The organism is Chitinophaga sp. GbtcB8, from assembly GCF_019091455.1.
Classification (GTDB): Bacteria; Bacteroidota; Bacteroidia; order Chitinophagales; family Chitinophagaceae; genus Chitinophaga.
In genome coordinates, this window is record NZ_JAGXJN010000021.1 from 23,996 (window position 1) to 50,500 (window position 26,505).

At 46.7% G+C, this 26,505-nt stretch carries 20 protein-coding genes; 9 read left to right on the top strand and 11 right to left on the bottom strand.

Annotated elements, in window-relative coordinates; all coding sequences use genetic code 11:
• The first annotated feature begins 30 nt into the window (after positions 1-30).
• Positions 31-810, top strand: a complete 780-nt coding sequence (locus KVT36_RS18320) for a succinate dehydrogenase cytochrome b subunit (protein ID WP_217604910.1) — start codon at positions 31-33, stop codon at positions 808-810.
• A 32-nt stretch (positions 811-842) separates the two neighbouring features.
• Here the strand turns inward: KVT36_RS18320 and KVT36_RS18325 are convergent, their stop codons facing one another.
• Together KVT36_RS18325 and KVT36_RS18330 are read right to left on the bottom strand one after the other, a co-directional pair.
• Complete coding sequence (locus KVT36_RS18325) at positions 843-1,040, bottom strand: hypothetical protein (protein WP_217604911.1); 198 nt, start codon at positions 1,038-1,040, stop codon at positions 843-845.
• A gap of 350 nt (positions 1,041-1,390) precedes the next feature.
• Entirely contained in the window at positions 1,391-3,892 is a 2,502-nt protein-coding gene (locus KVT36_RS18330) for a GH116 family glycosyl hydrolase (RefSeq protein ID WP_217604912.1), read from the bottom strand.
• Positions 3,893-4,050: 158 nt separating this feature from the next.
• Between KVT36_RS18330 and KVT36_RS18335 the strand changes: the two genes are divergently transcribed.
• The 6 genes from KVT36_RS18335 (at position 4,051) to KVT36_RS18360 (ending at position 14,554) form a co-directional block, all read left to right on the top strand.
• Positions 4,051-4,629, top strand: coding sequence for an RNA polymerase sigma factor (locus KVT36_RS18335; RefSeq protein WP_217604913.1), 579 nt, complete (start codon positions 4,051-4,053; stop codon positions 4,627-4,629).
• A 67-nt stretch (positions 4,630-4,696) separates the two neighbouring features.
• Positions 4,697-5,833 (top strand): FecR family protein, encoded by a 1,137-nt coding sequence (locus KVT36_RS18340; protein ID WP_217604914.1) that lies wholly within the window; start codon positions 4,697-4,699, stop codon positions 5,831-5,833.
• Positions 5,834-6,034: 201 nt separating this feature from the next.
• Entirely contained in the window at positions 6,035-9,487 is a 3,453-nt protein-coding gene (locus KVT36_RS18345; RefSeq protein WP_217604915.1) for a TonB-dependent receptor, read from the top strand.
• Positions 9,488-9,498: 11 nt separating this feature from the next.
• Positions 9,499-11,178 carry a RagB/SusD family nutrient uptake outer membrane protein gene (locus KVT36_RS18350; RefSeq protein ID WP_217604916.1) on the top strand — a complete coding sequence of 560 codons (1,680 nt, stop codon included), beginning with the start codon at positions 9,499-9,501 and terminating at the stop codon, positions 11,176-11,178.
• A gap of 40 nt (positions 11,179-11,218) precedes the next feature.
• Positions 11,219-12,919 carry a hypothetical protein gene (locus tag KVT36_RS18355; protein ID WP_217604917.1) on the top strand — a complete coding sequence of 567 codons (1,701 nt, stop codon included), beginning with the start codon at positions 11,219-11,221 and terminating at the stop codon, positions 12,917-12,919.
• Positions 12,920-13,318: 399 nt separating this feature from the next.
• A complete protein-coding gene (locus KVT36_RS18360; RefSeq protein ID WP_217604918.1) occupies positions 13,319-14,554 on the top strand; it encodes a DEAD/DEAH box helicase in 1,236 nt (411 codons plus the stop codon).
• Between the two features lie 8 nt (positions 14,555-14,562).
• Here the strand turns inward: KVT36_RS18360 and KVT36_RS18365 are convergent, their stop codons facing one another.
• The 4 genes from KVT36_RS18365 to KVT36_RS18380 all read right to left on the bottom strand — a co-directional run bounded on the left by KVT36_RS18365 (position 14,563) and on the right by KVT36_RS18380 (position 17,207).
• A complete protein-coding gene (locus KVT36_RS18365; protein ID WP_217604919.1) occupies positions 14,563-15,003 on the bottom strand; it encodes an SRPBCC domain-containing protein in 441 nt (146 codons plus the stop codon).
• Positions 15,004-15,139: 136 nt separating this feature from the next.
• Positions 15,140-15,520 carry a DUF4440 domain-containing protein gene (locus tag KVT36_RS18370; RefSeq protein ID WP_217604920.1) on the bottom strand — a complete coding sequence of 127 codons (381 nt, stop codon included), beginning with the start codon at positions 15,518-15,520 and terminating at the stop codon, positions 15,140-15,142.
• Positions 15,521-15,539: 19 nt separating this feature from the next.
• The gene (locus KVT36_RS18375) at positions 15,540-16,307 is read right to left on the bottom strand and encodes an isocitrate lyase/phosphoenolpyruvate mutase family protein (protein WP_217604921.1); all 768 of its coding nucleotides are present in this window, start codon (positions 16,305-16,307) and stop codon (positions 15,540-15,542) included.
• Positions 16,308-16,394: 87 nt separating this feature from the next.
• Complete coding sequence (locus tag KVT36_RS18380; protein ID WP_217604922.1) at positions 16,395-17,207, bottom strand: AraC family transcriptional regulator; 813 nt, start codon at positions 17,205-17,207, stop codon at positions 16,395-16,397.
• A gap of 498 nt (positions 17,208-17,705) precedes the next feature.
• Between KVT36_RS18380 and KVT36_RS18385 the strand changes: the two genes are divergently transcribed.
• The gene (locus tag KVT36_RS18385; protein ID WP_217604923.1) at positions 17,706-18,119 is read left to right on the top strand and encodes a response regulator; all 414 of its coding nucleotides are present in this window, start codon (positions 17,706-17,708) and stop codon (positions 18,117-18,119) included.
• 166 nt (positions 18,120-18,285) lie between these two features.
• Here KVT36_RS18385 and KVT36_RS18390 read toward each other — a convergent pair whose 3' ends face one another.
• From KVT36_RS18390 to KVT36_RS18400, 3 genes are all read right to left on the bottom strand, one after another.
• The gene (locus tag KVT36_RS18390; RefSeq protein ID WP_217604924.1) at positions 18,286-19,638 is read right to left on the bottom strand and encodes a glycoside hydrolase family 140 protein; all 1,353 of its coding nucleotides are present in this window, start codon (positions 19,636-19,638) and stop codon (positions 18,286-18,288) included.
• 177 nt (positions 19,639-19,815) lie between these two features.
• On the bottom strand, positions 19,816-20,223 hold the full coding sequence (locus tag KVT36_RS18395) for a DinB family protein (protein ID WP_217604925.1): 408 nt from the start codon (positions 20,221-20,223) through the stop codon (positions 19,816-19,818).
• A gap of 67 nt (positions 20,224-20,290) precedes the next feature.
• Positions 20,291-21,145, bottom strand: coding sequence for an AraC family transcriptional regulator (locus KVT36_RS18400; protein WP_217604926.1), 855 nt, complete (start codon positions 21,143-21,145; stop codon positions 20,291-20,293).
• 309 nt (positions 21,146-21,454) lie between these two features.
• Between KVT36_RS18400 and KVT36_RS18405 the strand changes: the two genes are divergently transcribed.
• A complete protein-coding gene (locus tag KVT36_RS18405) occupies positions 21,455-22,741 on the top strand; it encodes a HAMP domain-containing sensor histidine kinase (RefSeq protein WP_217604927.1) in 1,287 nt (428 codons plus the stop codon).
• Positions 22,742-22,747: 6 nt separating this feature from the next.
• On the opposite strand, the gene KVT36_RS18410 is transcribed toward KVT36_RS18405, so the two are convergent.
• Positions 22,748-23,758, bottom strand: a complete 1,011-nt coding sequence (locus KVT36_RS18410) for a substrate-binding domain-containing protein (protein WP_217604928.1) — start codon at positions 23,756-23,758, stop codon at positions 22,748-22,750.
• A gap of 30 nt (positions 23,759-23,788) precedes the next feature.
• The gene (locus KVT36_RS18415) at positions 23,789-26,491 is read right to left on the bottom strand and encodes a hypothetical protein (RefSeq protein WP_217604929.1); all 2,703 of its coding nucleotides are present in this window, start codon (positions 26,489-26,491) and stop codon (positions 23,789-23,791) included.
• Positions 26,492-26,505: the final 14 nt, after the last annotated feature.

Sequence of the window (26,505 nt, forward strand, 5' to 3'; positions counted from 1 at the left end):
CGCTTATCCACAACTTTAAAAGAACTATTCATGAGCAACTTTAAGCAATTCTTTAACTCATCCCTTGGTAAAAAGCTGATCATGTCCATGACGGGCCTGTTCATGTGTCTATTCCTGATCGTACACCTGGGAGGGAACCTTACCTTATTTGCAGGCGATGAGGGTTACAACTTTAACATCTATGCACATTTCATGACGCACTTTCCGCCAGTGGAAATAATCAGTTACATTTTGTATATCTCCATCCTGGTGCATGCGTTGTACGCACTGATACTTACTATACAGAACCGGAGGGCCCGGCCGGTTAAATATGCGGTGGCTTCAAAAGCGCCTGTTAAATGGGCTTCCCTGAATATGGGACTGCTGGGCAGCATTATATTTCTATTCCTTATTGTACATATGAGCAACTTCTGGGGCCGGTATAAATTCACAGAAGGAACTTACCGGGAATACCACAAGAACCTTTTAACCGGCGAATTAACGTCAACAGTTTACAAACCGCTTTCCCCTCATTTTGAATATGCGGTTACTACAGAAAATAATATTGAGATCGTGAGGGTAAAAGACCTGTATGTTATAGTAGCGCACAGCTTCAGCCTTTTATGGTATGTAACGTTGTACCTGGTGGCGATGGTAGCGGTTTCCTATCATTTATACCACGGCTTTCAAAGCGCATTCAGAACCGCAGGCTGGGTACATAAAAAATATACGCCCATTGTACAGTTCACAGGCATCTGGATCTTTGCGGTTATTATTCCGTTAGCATTTGCCTCCATGCCCATTGTGTTTTATATAAAATCGTTGTTATGATGCTGTTGTCGTGAAAGCTACGCAGGGGGGATTTAGTTGCTCTCCTGGCTGCTCAATACCCGGAAACCATAATGGCCATTCTCTCCCGAAGTGCCCCAGGTGGCTGTAATGTAATGTTCAATTTTGCTGATGGCAATTTCTTTTGTGGATGCTGTCTCCTGCAGGTATTCTATTTCCATTTCTCCGGTCCTGTCTATTACAGCAAATAATAACTTAACGTGGTGTGGCATTTTCATAAGTTTAGGTAAACGATAAAAAAGGAGAGCCGCCCTAAAAAGAGCGGCTCTGGTATCCAATTGTTTGTTAACCCCAAAGTAAAAATGTCTTTAAAGAATTCTTCATAGGATAGTTGAAAAATATTCACTGTTTCGTTGAATCAAAGATATAGTCGGATTGAACATTTATGCTAACATGTATGTGTGATCAAATATTCACAGAAATGAATGTCTGATCAACCATAAGTAGTTAAAAATGAATGTTCTAGTATTATCAAATGTTAACGGTTCCGTTAACAAATGGTGTTGCAACATTTAGTTGTCCCACGAACATTTATTTTTAGTATTTATAAATAAAATTGTGTTTACCTGTTTATGGTAATAACGGTTGAATGCGCAGCAGGTGTATAGGTTATACTGCAATTCCCCTTCCCATCACTGCGCACTTTTTTTACCGCTTTTCCATCCACACTGAAAGTGTGGTCAGCGCCGGGTTTTAGCCCATGAATATTATAAGTGAGCGGGCTAAGGGCGGGCGCTGTAATGGTTTGTGTCCAGCGCATGTTGTCAGCGCTCCAGTTTTTTATATCAATGGTTAAGGGGTTATTGGTGGTAACCTGTAACGCGGCGCTGCTGTTATCCCCATCAAAATAAAAAACATTGTTTTTTGTGGCGTTAAAGCCAAAGCGTTTAGGGCTGGTTATTTTAAACACCTTATTGGATACAGCATAACTATTACTGTCAAGGTTTATAAGCAGGCGCTGGTGCTGGTAGTTATACGTAAGCTCTGTGCCTGCCAGCGCGGGTGTAATATGCGGATCCAGCAGCAAACGGTTATACAGCGGATTAATGCCATAAATAGCCTGGTACAACCCTACTATGGAAAGACTATTGCCGGATAATATATCATCTCCCCGGCCATCCTGCTTAATGCGGCCGTAACGCTGAAACGCAAGCCCGTCTTTGTTGTATTGCTCCAGCACATTTTTTACATACTTCAGTGCAATTTCAGGATCATATGCTGCATAGGCTTTAATGGCAACTGAGCCCCAGGATAAGAACAGGTCCCCGTTCTCATATTCAGGAAAGGGATACTGGGATTCCCGGCCTTCTCCGGCAGCATAGGATGTCATTGCCAAAGGCCAGAAGAAAAGCTGCTCCTTCACCATTTGCTGCTCAATATTATCCAGGATTAATCTGGCTCTGCTGGTATCATCACAGATCCCGTAAGCAATGGCCATAAAGTTAACAGGGGTTACCATGTTGCGCCCATGCGGCTGCTGCGCTTTATCCAGCCAGTGTATATAACATTGATGGTCATTATCCCAAAAACCGCCATTGCTTATTGGTTTATTAAAACTGTTTTTCAGCTTAGCTGCAAAAGCTTTATACTGCTGCTCTTTTGCCGGATTACCCAGCTGGCCCTCAATAGCGGCCCATTTGGTTAAAGCCAGGTAAAGTTTGGCATTGACAAAAGCATTTTCATACGATGCCCAGATAATATCTATCCAGTCGCTGGAACGTTTTTGTTCCTGGGACCCGGTCATCATTTCCACCAGCCCGTTATTGTTAACATCTCTTTTCAGGATCCAGTCCAATGCTTTTTCACAGCTGCGCTGGTGGCTTTTAACCCAGCTTTTATTCCCTGTCATATCGTATAGCTCTGCCACATTTGTAACAAAGTCGGGGTTTGAATCCATCAGGATACCCCATTGCGCTTCATAAAAGCCTTCCTTGTTAAATGCGCCCGGCACGGCATCTTCGTTGGTATAAGCCCAGCGGGAATATACCCGCCCGTCAGGTTTTATAGCATGGTCCCGGTAATAATCAAGGCAGCTTTGATAGCCGTTTAAATAATCGGGATCATTAATGCCAAGGCCCATCTGCGCTATATATTGTTCATGCAGGCAAATAGGCCCGTAGGGGGTATGCCAGCTGTTGCCGCCAAAGTGCAGGGAATCTATCACGCCTATCCTGGCAATGGTATTCAGTACAGCGCTTACTGCTGTTCCGTTTATACCGGCAAATTTCCCACGGCCGTATTTTTCATTAAAATCAAAATAGCGGAATGTTATACGCTGGGTGCTGGCACCGGCAGGCATGGTGAAGGGCGCCCACACATCTGTTCTGTTCCTTACAAATAAGCGCCTGTTAGTTCCGCTGTCCGATACAGGGACCATTGCATTATTGGAAACAGTAACGGTATACGCCAGCCTGTTATCGTTTGTACGGCTGTATTTCATGGCTACCTGCTTACCCGGGGCATCCACCGTTACCGTTAATCCATTCCCGCTTTTACTGTTCCAGAAATTAGATGACTTTGTATGTACGCCATAAGTGGATTCCTTTTCATTAAAAAGATAGAACCAGGCTAAGCCGCCATAACCCTGATAGGCGCCTTCCCAGGTATCCATACTATTAAAGTTCAGGACCGGCATACCGGCTTCCTCCACCTTTACCGCCTTGGGCAGCGTTCTTTTTATTTCCCACTGAATAGCCTCACCAACCCTGGTGAAGATCCAGCTTTCATGGATCGTAATATTTTCATTACCATAGTTAATACCATTGATGATAGTACTGTTCGGGGTTTGTTTAACTACCGGCTTTTCTTTCAGCTGCATGGAGGAGTAGCGTGCACCTGCTGCTTTTGCGGCAGTATAGATCCCGTCTTTGCTGCTAACAACCTCCTGGCCGTTAATAATAAGCGAGGTAATGCTTGCCTTGTTATCGCAGTCAATGGTCATTGTAATTTTGGGACTGCTGATCCGGATCATATTTGAGTCCTTACGTGGGCTGCCGTGGCTGATCACCGGCAGCAATAAACCTGCAAGGCAGGTGAATACTATACAGAATTTTTTTATAAACATCTTATTTGCGGGTGTTGTAAACAGATAGATGTAATGATCTGAAATTTTTTTTAAAAGTAGGATAGCATAGGATGGAAGTGTCAAAAAGTACAACTAAATTATCAATTAGTATATTTACCGATAATTCCGCTGTTGAATATATAAATTTCATGTGAGAAATGCTCCGATACAATTCATTGAGCGATTTGGAATTGGTGGAGTTGCTGAGAACCGGCGATCAGAACGCGTTTGCTGAAATATATGAACGTTACTTTGAGCTGCTTTATTTACACGCTTACAACCGGTTAAGGGACAAGGATGAAGCGAAGGACCTGGTCCAGGAACTCTTTTCACACCTATGGTCTAAACGCGGCACGCTGGAGCCAAAGACCAATTTTTCCAACTACCTGTATACCTGGGTACGGAACCGGGTGCTCAATACCATTGCACATAAACAGGTGGAAGAAAAGTACCGGGCGGCCTTACCGGGCTGGATCAGCGGCACGGAAGCGCTTACAGACCACCGGGTGCGGGAGCGGCAGCTGGCAGCCATCATAGAAAGGGAGATCCGGGCATTACCACCAAAAATGCGGGAGGTGTTTGAGCTGAGCCGCAAATCCAACCTAAGCTATAAGGAAATTGCAGAAAAATTAAACCTGAGCGAGCAATCTGTAAGAAGCCACGTAAAGAACGCGCTTAAAGTACTGCGCATGCGGCTGGGCATCCTGTTATACCTCTTCTTTATTTTTTACAAATAATTTTAAATTCATTACCCCCCTTACCCCCGGCTTCCTTGTCTATGTATTATAAGACACAGGAGTTTACATGCAAAACCCGGACGTACAGCATTTACTGGAAAAATACAGGACCGGCACTATCAGCCCGGAGGAGCTGGCTTTGCTGGAAGCCTGGTACCTGCAATGGCAGCCTGAGAACCAGGATATATCCCTGGAGGAATTACAGGCTATAAAGGCAGATGTTTGGCAGTTAGTTAAACCGCCGGCAAGGGTTATCAAAACCCGGTCATGGCCGCGTATAGCTGCAGCAGCATCCCTGTTGTTATTATTCGCTGCATCCGCTTATTATTTACTACATCAGCCCACACAGCAATCTAAACAAGAGCAGGTGGCAGCAAGCCCTGTTCATGATTTTAAACCGGGCGGTAACAAGGCTTTGCTAACCTTAGCAAACGGTCAGCAAATTGTGCTCACGGATGTAAAAAATGGTAAGCTGGCAGACCAGGGATCTGTAACCGTTAATAAGACGGCCAATGGGCAGCTGGTGTATGGCGCCGGTACAGGCAATGCATCCGCTAACATGATCTACAACACCCTGGCCACTCCCAGGGGAGGGCAGTATCATATTACCCTTTCAGATGGTACACAGGTTTGGATGAACGCTGCATCTTCCATCACCTACCCGGTAACATTTGCAAATAATGAAAGAAAGGTGGTTGTAAACGGGGAGGTTTATTTTGAAGTAGCTCCTGATGTGAACAAACCTTTTAAAGTATCCACGGGCAACCAGGAAGTAATGGTATTGGGTACCCGCTTTAATGTGAATGGATATGCAGATGATGCCGGCATCAGCACCACGCTGCTTTCCGGAAGTATTAAGGTCCGCAACCTCACATCCGGACAATCCAGCTTACTGGTTCCGGGCCAGCAGGCCAGCATCTTTAAGAACCAGGCGCCCATCCACATCAAAACAGTGAATGCTGAAGATGCTATTTCCTGGAAGAACGGGTACTTCCTGTTCGACAACCAGGATATCAGCAGCGTTATGAAAATTATGAGCCGGTGGTACGATGTAGATATCGAATACAGCAATTACAACAGGCAGGACCGGTTTGGCGGAACATTTTCCCGTTCAGCCAACCTGTCGGAGATCTTACACAACCTGGAACAGGTGGGACCTGTTCATTTCAAAATGCAGGCCAACAAAGTTATTGTAACAAATTAAGTGCAACCAGGATCAGGAAATTCATCCGTTAATTAACAGCAGAAAGCAGGAACGATCGGCCGATCAATAAGCTAAAGTAATCCCGAACTTTTATCACAAGCAACCAGGCGCCTTTGATGCGCCCTGGCGTGTAACTGTATGCAAAAACAGGTCATATTAAAATAAGCAAACTAATCGATCCAAATTAAATCTGATCAACAAATGTATAAGAACGTTATTGAATTACTTCTCAGGAGGGATCCCTATGTACATTCCACGTTTTTCCTGAGAACCAAGCTAACCTTCATCTTCTTAACCATCATGTTCCTGCAGGTACAGGCAGCAAGTTATGCGCAGAAGATCACGGTAGTTGCACAAAAAGCAACCTTAACAGAAGTCATTGCCCAGATAAGAAAACAAACGGACTATGATTTTCTGTATAATAACATTACGCTGAAAAATGCCAGGCCCATTACGGTACAGGCCAGGAATATGGATCTTGTTAAAGTGCTGGATCTTTGTTTTGAAAACCAGCCTTTTAAATACGTTATCCGTAACAAGACCATACTAATCCTGGAAAAGAACAGCAGCATTCCTGTAAGATCTGGAAATGATATACAGTCGCTGAGAATATCCGGCGTGGTCAGGGACAGCAGCAATGGTGATCCTTTGCCCGGTGTAACCGTTGGCGTGGAAGGCACCACCATTGGCACCAGCACAAACGGGAATGGAGAATTTTCAGTGGAGGCGCCAGGCCCCAATTCCATTCTCGTGTTTTCATTCATTGGCTTCCTGACCCAGCGCATAACAGTGAATGAGCAAACCAATATGCAGGTTAACATGGTACGGATAGATACCAAGCTGGATGAAATAGTGGTGGTAGGTTATGGTACGCGTGCCAAAGGTGCGGTTACGGGCGCTATCTCTACCGTTAAATCAGATGTGTTTGAGAACCGGCCATTGAACAACAGCTTTGATGCCCTGCAGGGCACCATACCGGGATTAACTATTACCAAAGGCAGCGGGCAGCCCGGCAAACAAAGTTACGGACTACAGATCCGCGGTTACTCCTCCATAAGCGGAAACCTGCCACTGGTGCTGGTAGACGGTATACCGGGCGATATCAATACCATCAATACCAATGATATTGCAGAGGTATCTGTGCTGAAAGATGCAGCCGCCTCCATTTACGGTGCACGCGCTGCCGACGGCGTAATACTGGTAACCACTAAAAGAGGGAAAAAGGGTCCGCCGGAAGTTACGTACAGCGGCAACATTGGTTTAAAAACACCCACCTACCTGAGAAAGATCCAGAACACCTTACAGTTTGCAGAATTTATGGATGAAGGATTGCGCAATGCCGGCATCAATGGTTTTTCACAGGAAGTATTTGATAAGATAAAGGCAAACGCGCCACCGGAGCTGGACGGCGGATGGAATTATGGTATTACCAGCTATCCGGGCTTTTATGGGTATACAAACTGGAATAAGATTATTTACGGCAACTCCACACAGCAGCTGCATAACTTATCTGTTTCAGGCGGCGCCGATAATAATAATTACCTGCTCTCCGTAGGTTATAACCGCGATGAAGGTTCATTGAAGTTCGGGGAGAACAAGTCTGAGCGGTACAACCTCCGGCTTAACTATGACTTCCGGATCAGTAAAAAAATAAGTGTGGAAACCCGTAGCATTTTTGAGAACCAGGCCACGGTAACACCCACCATGATCGATAATGCGCTTAGCAATGTGCCCCGCCAGTTCCCGTACCAGCCGGTGTATAACAGCGTAGGCCAGTTCTATGGATACCAGGGTTATGAAAACCCCGCCCAGTCGCTGGAAGAGGGCGGACGGCAGCAGAATAATTTTTCAAGGTTTGCTACCAACCTGAAAATTGATTACAGCATTGTACCCGGCTTGAAATTAACCGGGCAAACTGCCGTAAGATTTGATTACACGAACGAAAATGGGAATACCCGCACCTTTACCCGTTATAATTATGTAGGCGGGGTACAGGATATCCGCAACACACCAAATTCAGCTTATTATGCAAACCAGAAGCTGCTGAATAAATTATACCAGGTTTACCTGGATTACAACCGGCAGTTTGGGCAGGATCATAAGATCAATATTACTGGCGGTGCATCACTGGAACAAACCCGGCGGGAAGGACAGTCAACCACCGGTTACAATTTCGTTGGCAATAATATATTTACCCTTAACCTGGCCGACCGTACGAAAGCAGCTTATGCAAATTTCACCGGCAACCTGGATAACCAGGCCCTGGCCTCTTATTTCGGTAGGTTAAGTTATTCCTATAAAGACAAGCTGATACTGGATGTAACGGCGCGTGCAGACGGCAGCTCCAAATTTGCGCCGGAAAAACGCTGGAGCGCAGTATTCCCGTCGGCGGCGCTGGCATATAATTTATCAGAAGAAAAGTTTATCAGATCCCTGCGCGCCTTTGACCTGTTAAAGCTAAGAGTATCCTATGGAAAAATGGGCAACCAGGAAATAACCAATTTAGGTTTGTACGATTATATTCCATTGGTAGCTGTAAGTGGTAACTATCCTTTAGGATCACCCGCTGCCGGGCTCACAGGGGCCAACGCAAATCCCGCATCGGCCAACAGGACCTGGGAAACCATCGAAAATAAGAACATCGGTATGGACATCGCGGTGTTCAATTCCCGGCTTAGTTTCTCCTTTGATTATTATAATAAGATCAATAATGACATGCTGGTGAACATAGCAGTACCGGCTACTTATGGCGCTACACCTCCCAGCACCAACCAGGGCAAGGTAGTGACCAAAGGTTTTGAGGTGTCAGCAACCTGGAAAGATCAGATCAATGATTTCCGGTACAGCGTTTCACTGCAGCTAAGCGATAGCAGGAACAAGCTGGTGGAGCTGAAGAACAGCGATAATTTCCAGGAAGGTTTGAACTATACCAGGCAGGGTTATCCCATCTACTCTTATTTTGGATATGTATATGACGGCATCATTAAAACCCAGAAACAGCTGGATGAATATAAACAGCTGCAGGGCGTACCGTCCAGGATCTCATTGGGAGATGTGATGTATAAAGATGTGGACGGAGATGGAAAGCTGACTGCTTTCGGCGATAAATCCAAAGGCCTGCCGGGCGATATGGTTTACCTGGGCAACCTGATACCCCGCTATACTTTTTCATCCAACATCACGATGGGATATAAACAGTTTGATCTGCAGGTATTCTTGCAAGGCGTTGGCAAAAGGAATGTGATCTATGAAGGCGCCATCAGCACGCCCAATACCTTCTTCTGGCCCTCTTTAGCTTACTATGCGGATAAGACCTGGAGCCCGGAACGGCCGGATGCTAAATATCCCCGGTATCTTCCCGGCAGCGTTGGGTATGATGATATCAGGAGTTATGATTACCGCGCCTCCGCATTAACCCTGCAAAATGTAGCTTACCTGCGTTTTAAAGTGATCACTGTAGGGTATAACCTGCCCACTGCTGTGGCCATGCGCATTAAAATGAAATCAGCCAGGATCTTTTTTAGCGGGCAGGACCTGTTCACCATATCAAAAGGAACACTGGGCGGCAACTTTGACCCGGAAGATGGCTATCGTAATGAGGGCACCTACCCGTTCAATAAAGTTTACTCACTGGGCATAAATGCTAAATTTTAAAAGAAGAGATCATGAAACTTACATATAGGTATATTATGCTGGGCCTGGTGTTATTCACTGTAATGGGCAGCAGCTGCAAGCGGGATCTGAACCTGGTATCACAGGACAGCATTACCGATTCCACCTTCTGGAAAACAGCGAGTGATTTTAAGCTGGCCGCAAATAATCTTTATAATGGGCTGGACCGGTTCGGGTTTGAGGATACGGAATCTGATATAGCTTTTAATTTCCCCAACTCCGTTAGTAACGGCAACTTGCAGCCGGCAGAAACATCCGGTCAGTGGAACGACAGTTATGGTTATATCCGATCCGCCAATAACATCATGGAAAAGGGCGCTGCCATCGAGGATGCAGATATTAAGCGTTATGTGGCGGAAGCTAAATTTTTCCGGGCCTGGTATTACTGGAAGCTGTTGCGTATTTATGGCGGTGTGCCCCTGATCACAAAAGTTTTATCGGCTGATGATCCTGCTTTATTTACACCACGGTCAGGCCGGGGAGAAACAGCAGACCTTATTTTGAAGGACCTGGATGAAGCGCAGCATGACCTGCCCGCCCAGCCTGACATCACATCTGCCGACATGGGAAGGATCACCAAAGGCGCAGCCCTGGCATTAGCCGCACGGGTAGCCCTGTTTGAAGGAACCTGGGAAAAGTTCAGGGGAGAGGCAGGTGCATCCAAATACCTGGATGCTGCTGTTACGGCCTCGCAGGCGGTTATTAACAGCGGCGCCTATACGCTGTATACCGGCAGTGCTGCGCAAAGTTACCGTTACCTGTTCCTGGAAGCGGGCGATGATTCACACGAAACCATACTGGACCGCAGGTATGCAAGGAACATCCTGGGCCATGATATGCCTTACCAGTATGACGGAACAGGTTATAACCCAACACGGAAAATGGCAGACCTGTACCTGGATAAAAATGGATTACCCATTACAGCTGCCGGTACTGTTTTTCATGGGTATAATACTTTCGGCTCCGAATTCCAGGACCGGGACCCGCGTATGACCATGACCATGATCATACCAGGTACGCTTACCAACCGTGTATTCTTCCCCGTTACCAAAATAGCTAACTGGCCGGATAAGCCGCAGCGTAACTTTAACACCGGTTATATCCTGTACAAATACATGTCTGAGGACCCGGTAGCTAACAACTCCGGCCAGCTGGGCGATGCCAGCCTGTTTGATTATGACCGGCACCTGATCCGTTATGCAGAAGTGCTGCTGATCTATGCGGAAGCGGTATATGAGAAGAATGGTTCCATCAGTGATAATGATCTGGCCCTTTCCATTAATAAGCTCCGGGACCGGGTAAATATGCCACACCTCAGCAATGCCTTTGTTACGGCTAATGGTCTTAATATGCGCACGGAGATCCGGCGGGAAAGAACGGTGGAGCTAACGCTGGAAGGATTCCGGTACGATGACATCCGGCGCTGGAAAACAGCAGAAACCGAATTGCCGCAGGATGTGAAAGGTATTAAAATAACCGGCACGGAATGGGCTACCAGGGCGCCTTACAGTGACCCAAGCTACCAGAACAAGGTAGATGCAAATGGTTTCCTGATAGCTGAAACCAGCAGAAAATTTGATCCTAATAAGGATTACCTGCAGCCACTACCCACACGGGAAATTGCTTTTTATTCCGCTAATGGAAAAACGCTGGAACAAAACCCGGGTTGGTAATAATTAAGGTATAATTGCACACAAATACGTATCATCAAAAATGAATAAAGGAATAAGATCATCGGTTTTTATGATAGCAGGTTTAACATTTTTATGCCTGCTGTCTTCAGTTGCCTATGCTTTTCAATCAGTCAAAAGAACAGCGGAAACCAAGGGCAGTCCTAAGATTGTGAACATTGTGAACTTTATCCGTTTACTGGAACCCAGAGATCCCAAGATCACAGAAGATGTGTTATACCAAACGGTTGTAAAACAGGTGGAGATTATGAAGAAATACAAGCTGCCGGGAACTTTCTTACTGCAATATGATGCATTAATGGATCCCCGCTACCAGCAGCTGTTAGCGGCGCTGCCCAAAGGATCATTTGAGGTGGGCGCCTGGTGGGAGATCCCCCAGCCGCTGGTAGAAAAGGCCGGTCTTAAATGGCGGGGCCGTTATCCCTGGGACTGGCACGCCAATATTGGTTTTTCAACCGGCTACACGCCTGAAGAGCGGGAAAAGCTGATTGATGTTTATATGGCTGATTTTAAAAAGATCTTTGGTTATTATCCCCGGTCAGCAGCCTCCTGGTTTATAGATGCGCATAGCCTGAATTATATGTATGAGAAGTATCACATCGTAGCATCCGCTAATTGTAAAGACCAGTATGGAACAGATGGTTATACTTTAAGGGGCGGGGACTGGAACCAGGCCTATTATCCCAGTAAGATCAACTCTTATATGCCGGCGCAAAATGCGCAGCACCAGATACCGGTTCCCATTTTCAGAATGCTGGGCAGCGATCCTATCCGGCAGTATGATCAGGGTATAGGTTCAAACCGGCAGGGCGTTATTACCCTGGAGCCGGTGTATGAATTTGGCGGTGGCAGCGCCTCCTGGGTGAGCTGGTTCTTTAAGACCTTTACAGAAGATACGGCATTAGGTTTTAACTATACACAAGCGGGGCAGGAAAATTCCTTTACCTGGGATGGCATGTCAAAAGGATTTGAGATCCAGATGCCGCTTATTGCGCAGCTGTGGAAAGCCGGTAAGCTGCGTGTGGAAACCCTGGAACAATCAGGCCTTTGGTTTAAAAAGAACTATAAGGTAACACCGCCTACTTCTTTCTCCGTTACTAAAGACCTGGAAGGCAGTAACCTGAAAACGCTTTGGTTTAACAGCCGGTTTTACAGGATCAATATGCTCTGGGAAAAGGAAGGCCTGCGTATCCGCGACATTCATTTGTTTAATGAAGAGCTGCCCGATGTATACACCACCCAGGTAGCTACCACTAACGAGTGTACGTTTTTTACCCTTCCGGTGGTGGATGGGTACCTATGGAGCAAGGCAGATCAGATTGCAGGCCTGCGTCTGAAAGCGTTGATTGATGGCAAGGAAGTGCTGTTAAGGGGTAAAGATCCGGTATTCACCAACAGGGGCACGGGCGCAGTGCACATCTCATGGCCGTTAACCACGGTAAGCGGCTCGCTGGTGATGGACCTGGATGAGAAAACCTTTACTATAAAACTGCTGAGTAAGCAGCCCTGTAACTGGTACCTGGACCTGAACACAGCCCCGGACGCTAAGCTGCCTTTTCAGCAAATTGTTCCTGCACAAATAACCTGCAGCTTTGATGGAATGAATTATAAGCTGCCTGCTGTGAAAGGTACCTTCTCAAAACCGGGTAACGGAGCGGTATTAAGGCTGCAGCCACAAATGAATGTTATCAGCCTGGATCTTGCAGATACAAAAGCGCATTAAACCGTAACTATAAAAAGCAGAAAAGCCACCCTGGAAAGAGTGGCAATATTCATGTTATTTGTTAACCCCAAAAACTTATAGTTATTAGTTTACAAGCAAATATTCATAGGATAATTGGATAGTCGTTATTCTTAATCTGCAATAAAGGTACTATCCGGATAATTACGGCCGCTGACATGTACATGCTATTAAATTGTTAATGTGTATCGGATCAAGATCCGGTTTATAATTTCTTAATTTATTATAAACCAACATTTTACAGGTCTTATATTAAGAAGAATTGTTGTTGGCGCATCCGGGCAAGCTCTTTTTTTCTACTACTTTTTGCGCAAGCGCATTTTCCCGTTGTTGCGCAGCGCTCAGGTTAACCCCCTGAAAATAAGTTATCTTTGTGCCCTCATGAAGTTTGAACAATACCGCATTGCGGAAGAAATTAAAAGAAGCCTGGAAGAGCAGGGCTTCAAACGCCCTACAGATATACAGTACAAGGCTATTCCATCTATTCTTAAGGGAGATGATGTGCTGGCCATTGCACAAACCGGCACCGGTAAAACCGCCGCTTTTGCCATCCCGGTAATTCAGCTGCTGCACCAGCAAAGCCGCTCCCGCACCAGGGGTGAAGTAAAGTGCCTGGTAATGGTGCCTACCCGTGAGCTGGCTATCCAGATCTCCGATGTATTTAAGCAGCTGGGTAAATATACCCGTGTGGATATTATGGGCCTTTTTGGCGGTGTGGAGCAGGAGGCGCAGATCAAAAAGCTGGATAAAGGAGTAGATATTTTAATTGCCACGCCGGGCCGTATGTTTGATCTCATTAGCCAGGGCCACCTGGATCTTAGCCATGTGCAAACCCTGATCCTGGATGAAGCGGATCATATGCTGGACCTGGGTTTCATCCGCGATATACGCGATGTGATCAAACACCTGCCCCGCAACCACCAGACCTTGTTCTTTTCTGCTACCATTGATGAAGAGATCAAGGACCTGGCTTATTCCATTGTCCGCAACCCCATCCGTATCCAGATCTCGCCGGATGATCCGGTATCCAAGAACGTAAGTCATTCAGTGGCCTTTGTGGAAATGGATGATAAACGCTTTTTCCTGGAACGGCTGGTAAAAGAATTCCCGGAAAATAAGATCCTTGTATTTGTACGCACCAAAGTGCGGGCAGAACGTGTGGCGGCTGCCATGGAGCGGGTAGGCATTAAAACCCTGACCATGCATGGCGGCAAAGAGCAGGACGACCGCCTTACCGTAATGAAGGAATTTAAACAGGGCGATATTAAAATACTGATCACTACCGATGTGAATGCCCGTGGTATTGATATTCCCAACGTAGAATATGTAGTGAACTACGACCTGCCGGACGAACCGGAGAACTATGTGCACCGTGTAGGCAGAACCGGCCGCGGCGTGCAAAAAGGCCAGGCCGTTACCTTTTGCAGCCCGGAAGAAAAACCTATACTGGATACTATACAATCTTTTCTGGGCAAAGAGATCCAGGTAATGAAAATAGATAAGAACGATTACCGCCAGACTATTAGCTTCTCTGAAGACATACCCAATGAGAACTGGCAGCTGCTGATAGACGAGCATGAAAAAGCAAAGAAAGAAGGAAAGCGGAAAAAGAAGTAGCTACACCGTTATTGCTCAATGAATTTTTTCAGCAGAACGATGGTCACATTCCAGTAAAAAGCCAGGTGTTTGTAGATAACTTCTGTGGGAAAATTACTGAGCGTAAGGGTTAGCTCCGTCCCATCTTCCAGGGGGCTTAGGGCAAATTTGATCACGGAATAGTTTTCAACCTGGTCAGCTAATCTTGACAGGGAGCTTAAATGGCTATACTCCAATACGCGCTCGGGTTCAAATTGCAGCACTACTCCTTTATTTTCAAAACGGCTGTGGTACCAGTCGCCCTGGATGGTAATGGATTGCCCTACTTCCCAGCTGGTAATAATTTCAATAGGGGTTTCAGACATCCATTGCCGTATTAATGCCGGCTGGGTAATGGCTTCCCAAACCTTTGCCGGAAGCGCCTGAATGGTGATGGTCTTATTAATTACCGGGTCCGTTGATGTTTCCATAATGAGCTGCTAATATAATTTATCCACGGCACGCACCGGGAAATAATTAAGGGGAATTTACCAAGATCATAAAATTATAAATGACCGGTATACCCGGTCATTTATACGTGTCAACCTTTTGGGGGGCTCAGCTCTTTTAAGCCACCAGGCTGGCTTCTGCTCCAAACGCATGATCTATCAGGATCTTCCAGGTGCCATCGTTCTGCTGTATCATTACTTCAATACCTTTGGCGCTGATCTTTACTTCATCACCATCCGTAATGCTCCATTCAGACCGGCCTACTGCTATGTCGCCGGTTTGCAAACAATACACGGTTTTAATTTCCATTTTGCCTTTAATGGATAAGATGCCTTTGATGGCTTCTTCAAATCTCTCTGCGCCGGATACCGGTTTGCCGGGTTCGGGCACAATAAAGCCGCTTACATCGTACATGCTCATTACGGTATGTACATCGCCGGTATTAAAAGCGGCTGCCAGTGCGGCGTGCGTATCTTCTGCTCTTTTAGGTAAGTTCATTTTTTATTGATTTAGGTGTTTAGAATAAGGCGGAGAAATTTTCTTCTGTGGTTATGGTTTTTGCAAGCGTGCCTGCATGCCCGTATACTTTATCAAACAAAAAGCTGCCCATGCTGATCCTTTTTACACCCAGCGATGCCAGCGCTTCAAAATCCGGCAGCTGCGGCATGCACATCACGTTAATGGGCAGGGTAGTGGCTTTTACCACTTCCCGGATATCGTCCGGGCGCGTAATGCAGGGCACAAAAATGCCGTCGGCCCCGGCGCTTTCATAATGTTTGATGCGGGTAAGCGTTTCGCTTAATGCAGTGAGCATACCCAGCAAAAAACCATCTGTACGGATGTTCAGGAAAATGTGCAGATTATTGCGGCTGATGTGGTCTGCTACTGCAGATAATGTTTTTTGAAAGGCGCTTACTTCCTGCAGTACACGGCTGCTGCCGGCAACGGTATCTTCCAGGTTAATGCCCACCACACCGGCATCGTGCAGCTGTTGTATATGATCAATAATGCCTGCTGCACTGCGGTTATAACCGCCTTCTATGTCAACAGAGAATGGTATGCGTACCGTTTCCGTTACCCGTTTAGCCAGCTGCAGCAGTATATCAAAGGGGAGCTGCTCCCCATCTTCATAACCGAAAGATTGCGCCAGCGCCATGCTGGAAGTGCCGATGGCTTGATACCCGCTGGCTTCAAATACCCGGGCACTATGCACATTCCAGATATTGCCCAGCAGGAGTGGTGTTGCATTTTGATGCAGCTGTGAAAATGTTTCAAATGCGCTCATACAATTAAGTTTTATGCTTTGCTGATATTTTTCAACAAAACTAGGGTAGTCCTGCGCTTTGAAATTGTACAAATCGGAACAGCGTACTTATTGTACGAAAGCCTGGGCAATGGGGGAGTTATTTTCCAGGTAGGCAGAGGGGGTAATGCCGGTAAATGATTTAAAATCCCTTATAAAATGAGATTGGTCAAAGTAGCCACATTCATACGCAATAGAAGTGAAGGGCTGATCATTTCTGGAGATCAGCTTAAGACTGTGCTGGAACCGGTATATTTTATTAAATGATTTTGGAGACAGGCCGGTATGCTGGTAAATTATTTTTTGCAGGTAACGGGGTGTAATGCCATGTTTGGTGGCAATGTTGCTGATGTTGGTTTCAGCTGCGTTATTTTTTATGCTGGTTAAAATGTGCGCTACTTTATCAATGCTGAAGGATCTTTTTTCCTTGCGGGATAATCTCTTTATTAAGAAATCCTCTACCAGCGCGATCCTTTTTTCCTGTGCGGTTTCTTCCAGCAGCCGTGCGTGCAGGATCTTTGCGGGTTTGCCTATAATGTCGCTGAGGTCAGTAACCCGGTTGTTGAACACGCCCATTTCATCCTCAAAAAAATAAGCGGCGGAGTGGGTCAGGAAGCGGATACCCAGCATGGTATGCCTGCCTTTTGAGCGGATGGCCAGTGGTTTGGTGATCTGGCCCCACAGCTCTATGGGTGGGTTTTTATAAAATTCATTTTCTACTTCGGCCTCCCAGGCGCCTTCTCCCAGGTTAAAGATCACTTCCATATCACCGCTGGGAAATACCGTATCGTCGAATGCAATGTTGGCATTGGATTCAAAGATATAGTAATGCCGGATATACGGCCTTAAAGCAGGGGATGGGAGGAAGTGTTTAAATTCCATGTAATAAAATTAGGGATTTTCGGCTATAAATCCCGCGCCTTCCATATCTTCCTGAGGCTCCTCCGGGCATCACATTGAGCATTTTATTACGCAGTGCTGAGTGCAGTTCCGCAATATCACCTATGAATATATGATATAATAACCCGGCTTAATGGGCCTGAAAATTGCAGCCAGAGGAGGATACATATCTGGTTGATGGCTTATCTTTAGCACGATGGCCGTTATAAGAGAGGCCTGTCAGGATGGGTTTTACGAACAAATAAAATATAAATATTATGTTTAATGCGGTGTTTTTAGTATGATTTTTGAACGGCATCCATTTAAGAGGATACAACAATGTAAAAGTACTGTGCTGCCGGGAACGAATGCACCTAAATCTATTTTAATTGTTATTTGAGAATTCCTTTATTTGCAGTTAAAAAGAGGGGATTTTTTTCTTCCAAAAAGATAAAGATTATTATGACGACGAATGTTAATCAAGAGCTGACACATGTTTTAATGGCTGAGGATGACGACGACGATTACTTGATTTTTTCTTTGGCAATTAATGACCTGACAACAGTTAAGGTGGTATTAACAAGAGCGGAAAATGGCGATATCCTGATGAGGTTATTGGGTGAAAAACATCCGGACCTGTTATTCCTGGACCTGTTAATGCCCTGTAAGGATGGGCATCAGTGTATCAGGGAGATCCGTTCCAATAAGAAGTTTGATTCGCTTCCTATTATCGTATATTCTTCCCTGAGCGATCTGCAAACCATTGAATTCTGTTACCGTGAGGGCACAAACCTGTATGCCAAGAAACCTTCCTCCCTGGCAGATCTGAAAGATGTGCTGGAAAAGATCTTCGCAATTGACTGGAAAAGGATGCTTTACTATCCGCCCATGTCACAGTTTGTGATCAATGGGTGAGTAACAGCGCTGCCTTTCAAATTTTAAAGCAGAATGCTTACCGGTAGTATTATCCCGCACAGCACTAAGATCTGATCCTGCAAACCCGTCCTCGCAGAGGTGCCGCCATCATTTGATCCTGTTGCGCCTGACAATTCTTATTAATTTTCTATTCGTTTATAGAAGCTCAGAGCTTTAATTCCCGGGCTGCATCCTGCAATATCAGGACCCAATCCTGTCCGTACCCGGCGCCGGGCGGTGTAAACTTTTGCTGTCCCTGGTTTTCTACCTGGCCAATACGTTTAAGCTCACCATTACGGGGATTGTACCAGCCAGCCTGCAGCTGGGCGCCGCTTATTTTTCCCAGCACCACTGTAAAAGGCTGTCCGGATACCGTATATACGTACAGGTAGTCCTTACCGCGTGTAGCCTGTACACGTTCAGCCGGCGTGAGGTTATTTTCCAGGATCAGTGATTGATCCGGTACCCGCTCTAACATGGGGTTAGCTTCCATGAGCTTACGCACAAACTGCATTTGGCTGGCTCCGGGCAGGTCCATAGCCTGCTGCCATAATACATGCGGGTTGTTTACCGCTTCATAGCTGGTAGAATAGAACTGCCAGATATCATGGCAGCCGTAGGTATGCCCAAAGGCGCCGGCAAAAAGGTCCAGGTAGGCGTAGCTCCTTACATCATATGCGCTGGAAGTACCCAGCTCTTTTGCATTAAAGCATACCGGGTGGTCTTCATAAATGGGCTCTCCGTCTAGCACAGGTTTTACAGGCACCAGGTTGTAGGCAGCCTGTATCTTTTCATAAACAGGTGTATTGCGGCAGTGGCCGTTCTGGAACATGTTAAAGCTTAGCCAGGCATCTTTATGGAACCATTCTGCAGAGCCTAATGCATTGGGTTGGGTATGAAAGGTGATGACCGCCTTATTCTTTTTGCCCAACCCTTCCTGGATACCGGCTGCCATTTGCCGCCAGATGCTGAGTTGAAGGTCATTTTGTGGTATACGATCGCCGCCCAGTATCCAGACAATGTTTTTTCGGGTGCGGTACCGTTTTCCTAACCATTTTCCGTAAGCCCTGGCATTTTGCGGGGTAAAGATCTCCGGCCCCTTTCCCCAGGATGATTTCCACACCTTATCACCCCAGGTGGGCAGCAGTCCTATTACCAGGCCATTGGATGCGGCTTTGTCAATGATGTAGTCCACATGTTTAAAATAGGCTTCATCCGGTTTGGTGGGATCATCTTTCTGCAGCGGCAGATTGCCGTAAGCATTAGGTGTATGCAGTCCGTCAAATTCTGCAAGTATAACAGCCTGTATCACCGTAAAGCCCTGGCTGGCGCGGTGTTGCAGGTATTGGTCGGCCTGTTCCCGGTTCAGGCGGTGAAATAGCTCCCAGGCAGTATCGCCCAGCCAGAAAAAAGGTTTACCATCGCGCAGCAGGTAACGGTGGTTATCGCTAATGCTTATCTGGCCAAATAAGGAAAGGGCACAACAGCAGATGAGGGCAGTGAACGTGGAACGCAGCATAGTGGGAAATTACGAATTAGATGCGGAAATGCCGAACGCTGAATGCTTAACGCCCAAGCCCGGATGTTGAATGCGTAATGCCAATGCAGATTATTACATTGTCCTGATAGCTCATAATTGCGTTCAACCTCTGACGTTCAGTACCAGCGTTAAGCATTCAGCGTTCCGCGTTCAGCATCAATACCCGTACTCCGGTGGCTCAATTCCCTGGCAGCGCAAGTACGTTACTGCCTGCCCGCGGTGGTGGGTAATATGATCCAGGGTAGCATGAAAACCTTTAACAGCATCCTCCGTTAATTCGCTGGTATCCACAGTGGCTTTTAGCTCGGCATACGCTTGCTCCAGGTAGCTGTGCAGCTCCTTTTTCTTTACCACAGCGGCCGGTGGCGCCCAGGCAATTTCATTGCCTTTTATATAATTCTCCTGCCACCATTGTATGCCATAGGCAATATGGTGTAACAGCTCGCCAAAGGTCCAAACCGTTTCTACAGGTTTAAAGGAATAACCGCGTTCAGGCATTTTACCGGCAACGTTTAAAGTGTACTGTTTTGAATTTTCCAGCGTAGCTAATAATTGCGCTTTCATAAAACATAGATTTTATGCAGCAAAGCTACCGGGAGCATCAGGCAAACACTTAAGGAATCTTGCTCTTTTAACGGAAGCTGGGGATACCAGTGCGGAAGGCCGCGGGAGGAGATTGATATTGCTGGCGGAAGGCGGCCGTAAAATGCTCAATGCTGTTAAAGCCGGAGCTAAAAGCCACATCCGCCACGGTTTGCATGGTAGTGCGCAGCAGCAGGGCCGCATGCTGCAAACGGATGGATAACAGGTATTGATGCGGTGAGCAGGAAGTAAAGGTTTTAAAGATGCGGCTGAAGTGAAAGGGGCTTACATAACAATACGCCGCAATTTCAAAAAGGGAAATATCCTGTGTAAAATGCGTGGTAATGTATTCCTTAGCCCGCTCTATGGTGGTAAGATGATTCGTCTTTAGCCGGCTGTTAATGCGGGTATCCGGTGCATAGTCCGTAACGGAGCCTAACACCTTATCCGTCATTTGAAGTACCAGCTGATCTATTTGCAGCTTGCTGCCGGAACGTAATCCCACTAACTGGCTGATATGAAAATGCAGGAACTCAGTTTCAGTATTGGTGCGCAGCAGGGTAGAGTGCAGGTCATTATCCCGGAAGAACTTCGTATGCCCGTAACGTTGAGTCAGCTCCTGGTGAAAGCTGTGTGTAAATTCAAAGATGGTACATTCATCGGGTATGGCATGTGTATGTGTAATAGTACGTTCATAACCCGGTTTGGTAAGGATCACACAGCCAGTATAAGAGTCCATGGAATGCCGGAACACATTGTACAGGAAATTACCCTTGCGCACAAAGCTGATACAAAAGCTTTCCGCATACTCCGGCTTGGAAGTACGGCAATCTGTGCACCGGCATTTAAAATCCAGTACACGGTAAAAGTCGGAATGGTAGCGGGTATGGATGTCAGCGTCCATGGCTGTAAAGTTAATCATTTGCCGCCAGAGGGAGAACTGAGAAATGAACAGGACAAATTAAAAAAGGACTCCGCTTTGCCCAGAGGAGTCCTTTTTAAAAATTAGCGTGGTAAGAATACCTGCTATGTCTAATAAATTCTTGACTTTAAAGATACAGTGTGGAAACCTGCCATTTGTTAAGCATTGGTTAATCGTCCTCAGTTTTTTTAAGAGGGGTGCTCGTCCAGCCTGCGTAGGAGAGCAGCCCCATGTTTAGTGCTGCTAAACGTAATGAAAATACGGGCAAAATGCTATAGTTTCGCATCTTCCATGTATCCGTTCATTCATAGCGTAGTTAATATTGGAATCAGGCCTGGTCATCCGTTCGAAGAGCAAAAGAAAATAAGGTCCCTGAATGCAGGGGCGCTACTGGGCTCTGTAATAGTAGCGGTGTTATTGGTGCTGAACCTACTGACGGCACATTTGTGGCTAGCCTGCTGCTACCTGTTGTTATCGCTGGTGATAGCGGGCATTTTCCTGCTACAGCAACACCAGCTGTTCCAGCCTGCCCGGTTCACAGCTATCACAACTATTGCCCTGTTCTTCAGCTTTATTTCACTGGCCTATCATAATAATACAGAGCTGCTGCTGTTATTAAATATAGCTGTGATCATAATGCTGCTGGATTCCTGGTGGTTAATAATTGTAATGGCGTTGGTGGATATGTTCATATTTATCTTCACCCATATTTATAACAGTCGTCATGAGCCGTTAATAGAGGCTTTACCCCCTTCCCGCGATATCATTAGCGTAACATCTCTGTTTGTGATGATGATGGTAGTGCTGTTATATAATAAGTATGAGCAGCAGCGTTACCGGCTGCAGATGGAGGGACTGAACCGGCAGAATGAAGATAAAGCCGTGCGTTTGGAGAACCTGAACAAATCCAAGGAAAAAATACTTTCCATTCTTTCACATGACCTGCGGGAACCCCTGGCTGCCATGCGTTCCCTCTTAAGCCTGGATGCAGATATGGCCGCGCCCCTGTTCAACGAGTTTGCAGGCCGGGCACGTAACAGTTTGGATAATGTGCTGCTGAGCTTAGATAATACCCTGCGCTGGTCGCATATACAGTTAAAAGGCAGTATGGCGTACCCCCAATACTGCGATGTGCAGGAAGCTATCCTGCAACTGCAGCAAAAAATGGGTTCGCAGGTGGATGAGAAAGCCCTGGTCTTTCACCAGCAGGTACCTAAGGATACATTAGTGTATGCTGACCCGGATCACCTGGCCATCCTGCTGCGTAACGTGTTATCCAATGCTATTAAATTCACACATAGCGGCGGCAATATTACCATCGCTGCTGCTACCGAAAAAGAAACCGTACATATTCGTGTAACCGATACCGGTATAGGGATGGATACTGCCACCCAGGCCCGCCTGTTTGACCTGGAACGGCATTTTACGCGCCGGGGTACAGATAATGAGCACGGAGCCGGTTTGGGACTGCTGGTGGTAAAAGAGCTGGTAAGGATCAACGACGGGCAGCTGCAGCTCTCCAGCGCTGTAGATAAGGGAACTACGGTCAGTATTCGGCTCCCCGGTTCTTATGTATAAATGTGCTTAAAAAGATGATCTTTCTACCAGCCTGCAGGGGTTTTGCAGGTGCGCTTTTTTCTTCTTTAAGATCATATTGATCACATCCATTCCCATTCTTGTAAAGTCACTGGAGATAGTAGTAATACCATTACCCACAATCTCTTTCATAGGAAAATCATTGTAAGAGATAATGCCCACATCCTTACCCAGCTTATAACCAAAGGTGGTGATCTTTTTTACTAGGTGCACCAGGTCCTGGTCATTTACCAGCACATACAGCTCCCCGCGGGCCGGCCGTTTGCTCTTTGCATGGGAAATAATGGAAAAGTCCAGCTCAAACTCACGGCAGAATTGCCGGAAACCTTTTTCGATCTGTTTCAGGTTATAAAATTGCGGGCCCAGTACCAGCACCAGCTTGTTGTATTTACGGCGGATGGTAGGCAGGCCCTGTTGTAATATCTGGTAAATATCTGCTTCAAAATGCTGGCAAACAGAAGGGTAGGCCTGGCCCCAGTCCTGGTAGCCCATATCCAGGATGTATATTTTATCCTGCGGTAATTTTTTGAGCGCGGGTTTCATGCCCTTGTCAGGTATGGGCATAATAATGTATTCCGTGTACTTGCCTGCGCTTTGCGCGATCAGTGTTTTAAACACTTCCATATTGTTATGATGGAAGAAAATATCCACCACGCCTTTTCCGTCCAGCGTGCTTTTTATGCCTTCGTAAATATCCTCTTTATACGCTGTCAGGTGGTTAAACAGCACAAATATATTATGCTTGGAATGAGTGTTGGCGCTGGCTACAAAATAACCTTTATACTTTACGGCCGATATTACACCGGTTTGTTTTAGCTGCTCAAATGCCTGTACTACGGTCTTTTTGGCAATACCGGTGCTGTCGCTCACCTCATTTACAGAAGGTATTTTATCCCCGATCTTTAACTGTTTGTTATCAATAGCGCTAATAACAGATTGTATGATCTGCTGATACTTTGGCGCCCCTGAATTGTGATCTACTGTGATAATAGACTTCATAAGTATGAATTACAAATTATCAATTCTTAGTTATTTCTCAAACATCCAATCCAGCCCTTCTGCTGCATCTCCTGCGCTGCCTCCCGTGAATCCCAATACCAAACAGGCTCCTTTACCCAGCGTAAGCGTATGCTCACCTGCTGCAAAGTAATAGGTATGCACATTCACCGGCGGCAGGGAAGGTATGCTGATGGCATGCCGGAGGCGGATGGCTGCCTGCCCGTAGTTATCGGCGCCGGCGTCTGTTTCCAGGTCAGGCTCCTGTAAAAAGCTTTTGTCCTTACTTTCAAAAAAACCTATCACTACTTTTACTGCTTGCTGGTTGCGGAATTGTAAAGTAGTACCGGCTGTTTGCTGCTGCTGCATGGAGCAGGTAATGCCCTGCAGGTCTTTTAACGCAGGGGCTACCATTGCCAGGCGCAGGTCTTTATCTGAAAATACCGTTGCCCCGCTTAGGGGCTGGTAACGGCCCTTAGCCGGGCTTAATAGTGTAACGGCAGCCGCTTGTAAATGCAAGGTATTAGCCGGTGTGGAAGTGCCGGATGACGCTGCCTGCAAGGTTTGCAGGTGCTGTTTAAAATACTGAAGCTCTGCTTCATAATAGGGCAGCAGCTCGGTCCAGGTTTTATTCTTCCCATCGTCTCCGCCAATAGGCACTTTTCTTTGCGCGGTTTGCATGCTGTTAGCGTACAGGTAAGTATCTTTTGTAAGGGCGGCCAGCTCCCGGTAATGTTGCACGCTTTGTTCCAGCAGGGGCAGCGCTTTTTGCAGATCGCTCAGCTGGTGACTGTGCTGGTATTGCAGCACCCACAAGGCGGCCTGCACTTTGGCAGCAAAATAACTGGCCAGCGCACGGTAGCAGTATACGTCATTTTTCAGGCGGGTAAATTCTGCCTGGTTTTGCTGTACACTGGCCGCAGCTTTGTCAATGGCGGCTGCTGCCAGCTCTCCATGTTGTACTACTTCTTTAATTACCTGCACAGGTGTTTCGCCGGTATGCGGCGCATGCTGCCATTCCTTATCTGCATACTGCAGCAGGGTTTCTCCTTCCGGCCCGTCGGAATCATACAGGTCAGGCCATACCCGCCATTTTTTAGGATTGATCAGCTGGTTCATGAACATGCCCAGCGTAAGCGTTTGCCGGTTACCGTTAGTAATACCAAAACGCCGTAACAGCTTGGGCGCTATTTCGCCGGTTTGTTCATAGGCTTCCAGTATATCTTTACCGGTTTGTGTGCTGTATTTTTTATCTAAAAGGCCGCTCCAGTAGAGGTCTTCAGCTGCCCGGTCCCGGTGGCAGTTCCAGGCATAACGTGCCCAGGCCTGGTACCAGATCCAGTCACGGTTTGTTTGCAGCAGGCGGGGTGTGGTTTTATCCGCGGTATAAGGCCAGTCCCAGTATGAGGCCTGTGGGTATAGGTGTAAACCATTGGCGCCATGGGCTGTGTGCATAGCCTGCACGCATTTTTGAATAAAATTGGTAGCGCCGTAACGGAAGGGTTCCAGGTTGGCCAGTATATGCACGTTATCAATGTCGGCAGCAGCCAGCCGGCTGATCTCGCGGTGCATGGCGGCCCAGGGGCCGCGCGGGGTATAGGTGGTAAGCGCTTCCCCGTTATATTTATTTTCTACATACAGGTTTGAATAGAGTGGGAGGGCGGCTTTCAACAACAGCTGCGGATTGCTGTCATGCCCGCGTAGCACAATAGGGGGCAGTGTTTTCTTTCCCAATGTTTGCAGCCCGTCCTTAACCCCGGGAATAATAGTTTCAGTAAACCATTTCACATCCATGTCATCGCCTTCCATAGCTTCTCCCAACGTTACCAGCAGGCCTACATTGGGATATTTGGCTACAAAAGCGGCAATGGATTTACGGGTATAATCCGCTATCAGCGGGGTAATGGGCCGTTTGCGGTCCTGGGTTACCAGTCCGTGTTTTTCTGCAAAAGGTTTGGAAAGAATAATGTTGTAGAACATCTGTATCACCCAAATGCCGCGGCGGTCTGCCTCTTTGGTGAGGAAGCGGTACATATCCTCATTCTTTTTAAAAGTTGCGCTGTCCACCTCCACCGCGTAAGGATATTCCTTTAACCGCACCAGCGATGCAAAGGGATGCCCGTTCCACAGGTACAGGGAGTTCATACGGTTTTCCGCCAGCATATCCAGGTAGCGGATCCATAAAGCCTTATCATACAGCCAGGGAAATACTTCCGGGGTATAAGGATATTCATACACCATTCTGCCCGGCAGGTAAGTAGGTTTCTGAATGCCTACACAGGTGCCGCGCAGCACCATTTCCGGCTGGTCGGTAAAGGAGAGCTGTGTGGGTAAAGCGCCTGCCGCGCGTACGCGGGCAGCCAGTTCCAGGCAGCCATACAAAGTGCCGCTGGCATCCGTACCGCCAATAACGGTATGGCTGTTTGCTGCTGCAATAGTAAAACCTTCTTTGCCTGGTGTTTGTGAAATAGATAACTTATAAGTACGTATAGCCTTTTGGGTAAGCGCATCATCCAGGAGGCCTATCACGATAGCTGCACCTGCTGGTGCATTGGCCTGTGTAAGCAGCTTTACCTGGTAACCCGCAGCCTGTAAGGCTTTGCGCAGGTGCTCTGCTCCATATTGTACCCGTGCATTGGCATGTGCTGCTGTTACCAGCGTTATATTTTTATCACCTGCTGCAAAACAGAAATGCCAGCAACAGCTCACCAATAAAATACAAAACAATCGCTTCATACATCCATTTTCAT

Excerpts from the sequence above, each read along its gene's own strand:
- KVT36_RS18320 (WP_217604910.1), top strand. The coding sequence starts at position 31 with ATGAGCAACTTTAAGCAATTCTTTAACTCATCCCTTGGTAAAAAGCTG.
- KVT36_RS18325 (WP_217604911.1), bottom strand. The coding sequence starts at position 1,040 with ATGCCACACCACGTTAAGTTATTATTTGCTGTAATAGACAGGACCGGA.
- KVT36_RS18330 (WP_217604912.1), bottom strand. The coding sequence starts at position 3,892 with ATGTTTATAAAAAAATTCTGTATAGTATTCACCTGCCTTGCAGGTTTA.
- KVT36_RS18335 (WP_217604913.1), top strand. The coding sequence starts at position 4,051 with ATGCTCCGATACAATTCATTGAGCGATTTGGAATTGGTGGAGTTGCTG.
- KVT36_RS18340 (WP_217604914.1), top strand. The coding sequence starts at position 4,697 with ATGCAAAACCCGGACGTACAGCATTTACTGGAAAAATACAGGACCGGC.
- KVT36_RS18345 (WP_217604915.1), top strand. The coding sequence starts at position 6,035 with ATGTATAAGAACGTTATTGAATTACTTCTCAGGAGGGATCCCTATGTA.
- KVT36_RS18350 (WP_217604916.1), top strand. The coding sequence starts at position 9,499 with ATGAAACTTACATATAGGTATATTATGCTGGGCCTGGTGTTATTCACT.
- KVT36_RS18355 (WP_217604917.1), top strand. The coding sequence starts at position 11,219 with ATGAATAAAGGAATAAGATCATCGGTTTTTATGATAGCAGGTTTAACA.
- KVT36_RS18360 (WP_217604918.1), top strand. The coding sequence starts at position 13,319 with ATGAAGTTTGAACAATACCGCATTGCGGAAGAAATTAAAAGAAGCCTG.
- KVT36_RS18365 (WP_217604919.1), bottom strand. The coding sequence starts at position 15,003 with ATGGAAACATCAACGGACCCGGTAATTAATAAGACCATCACCATTCAG.
- KVT36_RS18370 (WP_217604920.1), bottom strand. The coding sequence starts at position 15,520 with ATGAACTTACCTAAAAGAGCAGAAGATACGCACGCCGCACTGGCAGCC.
- KVT36_RS18375 (WP_217604921.1), bottom strand. The coding sequence starts at position 16,307 with ATGAGCGCATTTGAAACATTTTCACAGCTGCATCAAAATGCAACACCA.
- KVT36_RS18380 (WP_217604922.1), bottom strand. The coding sequence starts at position 17,207 with ATGGAATTTAAACACTTCCTCCCATCCCCTGCTTTAAGGCCGTATATC.
- KVT36_RS18385 (WP_217604923.1), top strand. The coding sequence starts at position 17,706 with ATGGCTGAGGATGACGACGACGATTACTTGATTTTTTCTTTGGCAATT.
- KVT36_RS18390 (WP_217604924.1), bottom strand. The coding sequence starts at position 19,638 with ATGCTGCGTTCCACGTTCACTGCCCTCATCTGCTGTTGTGCCCTTTCC.
- KVT36_RS18395 (WP_217604925.1), bottom strand. The coding sequence starts at position 20,223 with ATGAAAGCGCAATTATTAGCTACGCTGGAAAATTCAAAACAGTACACT.
- KVT36_RS18400 (WP_217604926.1), bottom strand. The coding sequence starts at position 21,145 with ATGGACGCTGACATCCATACCCGCTACCATTCCGACTTTTACCGTGTA.
- KVT36_RS18405 (WP_217604927.1), top strand. The coding sequence starts at position 21,455 with ATGTATCCGTTCATTCATAGCGTAGTTAATATTGGAATCAGGCCTGGT.
- KVT36_RS18410 (WP_217604928.1), bottom strand. The coding sequence starts at position 23,758 with ATGAAGTCTATTATCACAGTAGATCACAATTCAGGGGCGCCAAAGTAT.
- KVT36_RS18415 (WP_217604929.1), bottom strand. The coding sequence starts at position 26,491 with ATGAAGCGATTGTTTTGTATTTTATTGGTGAGCTGTTGCTGGCATTTC.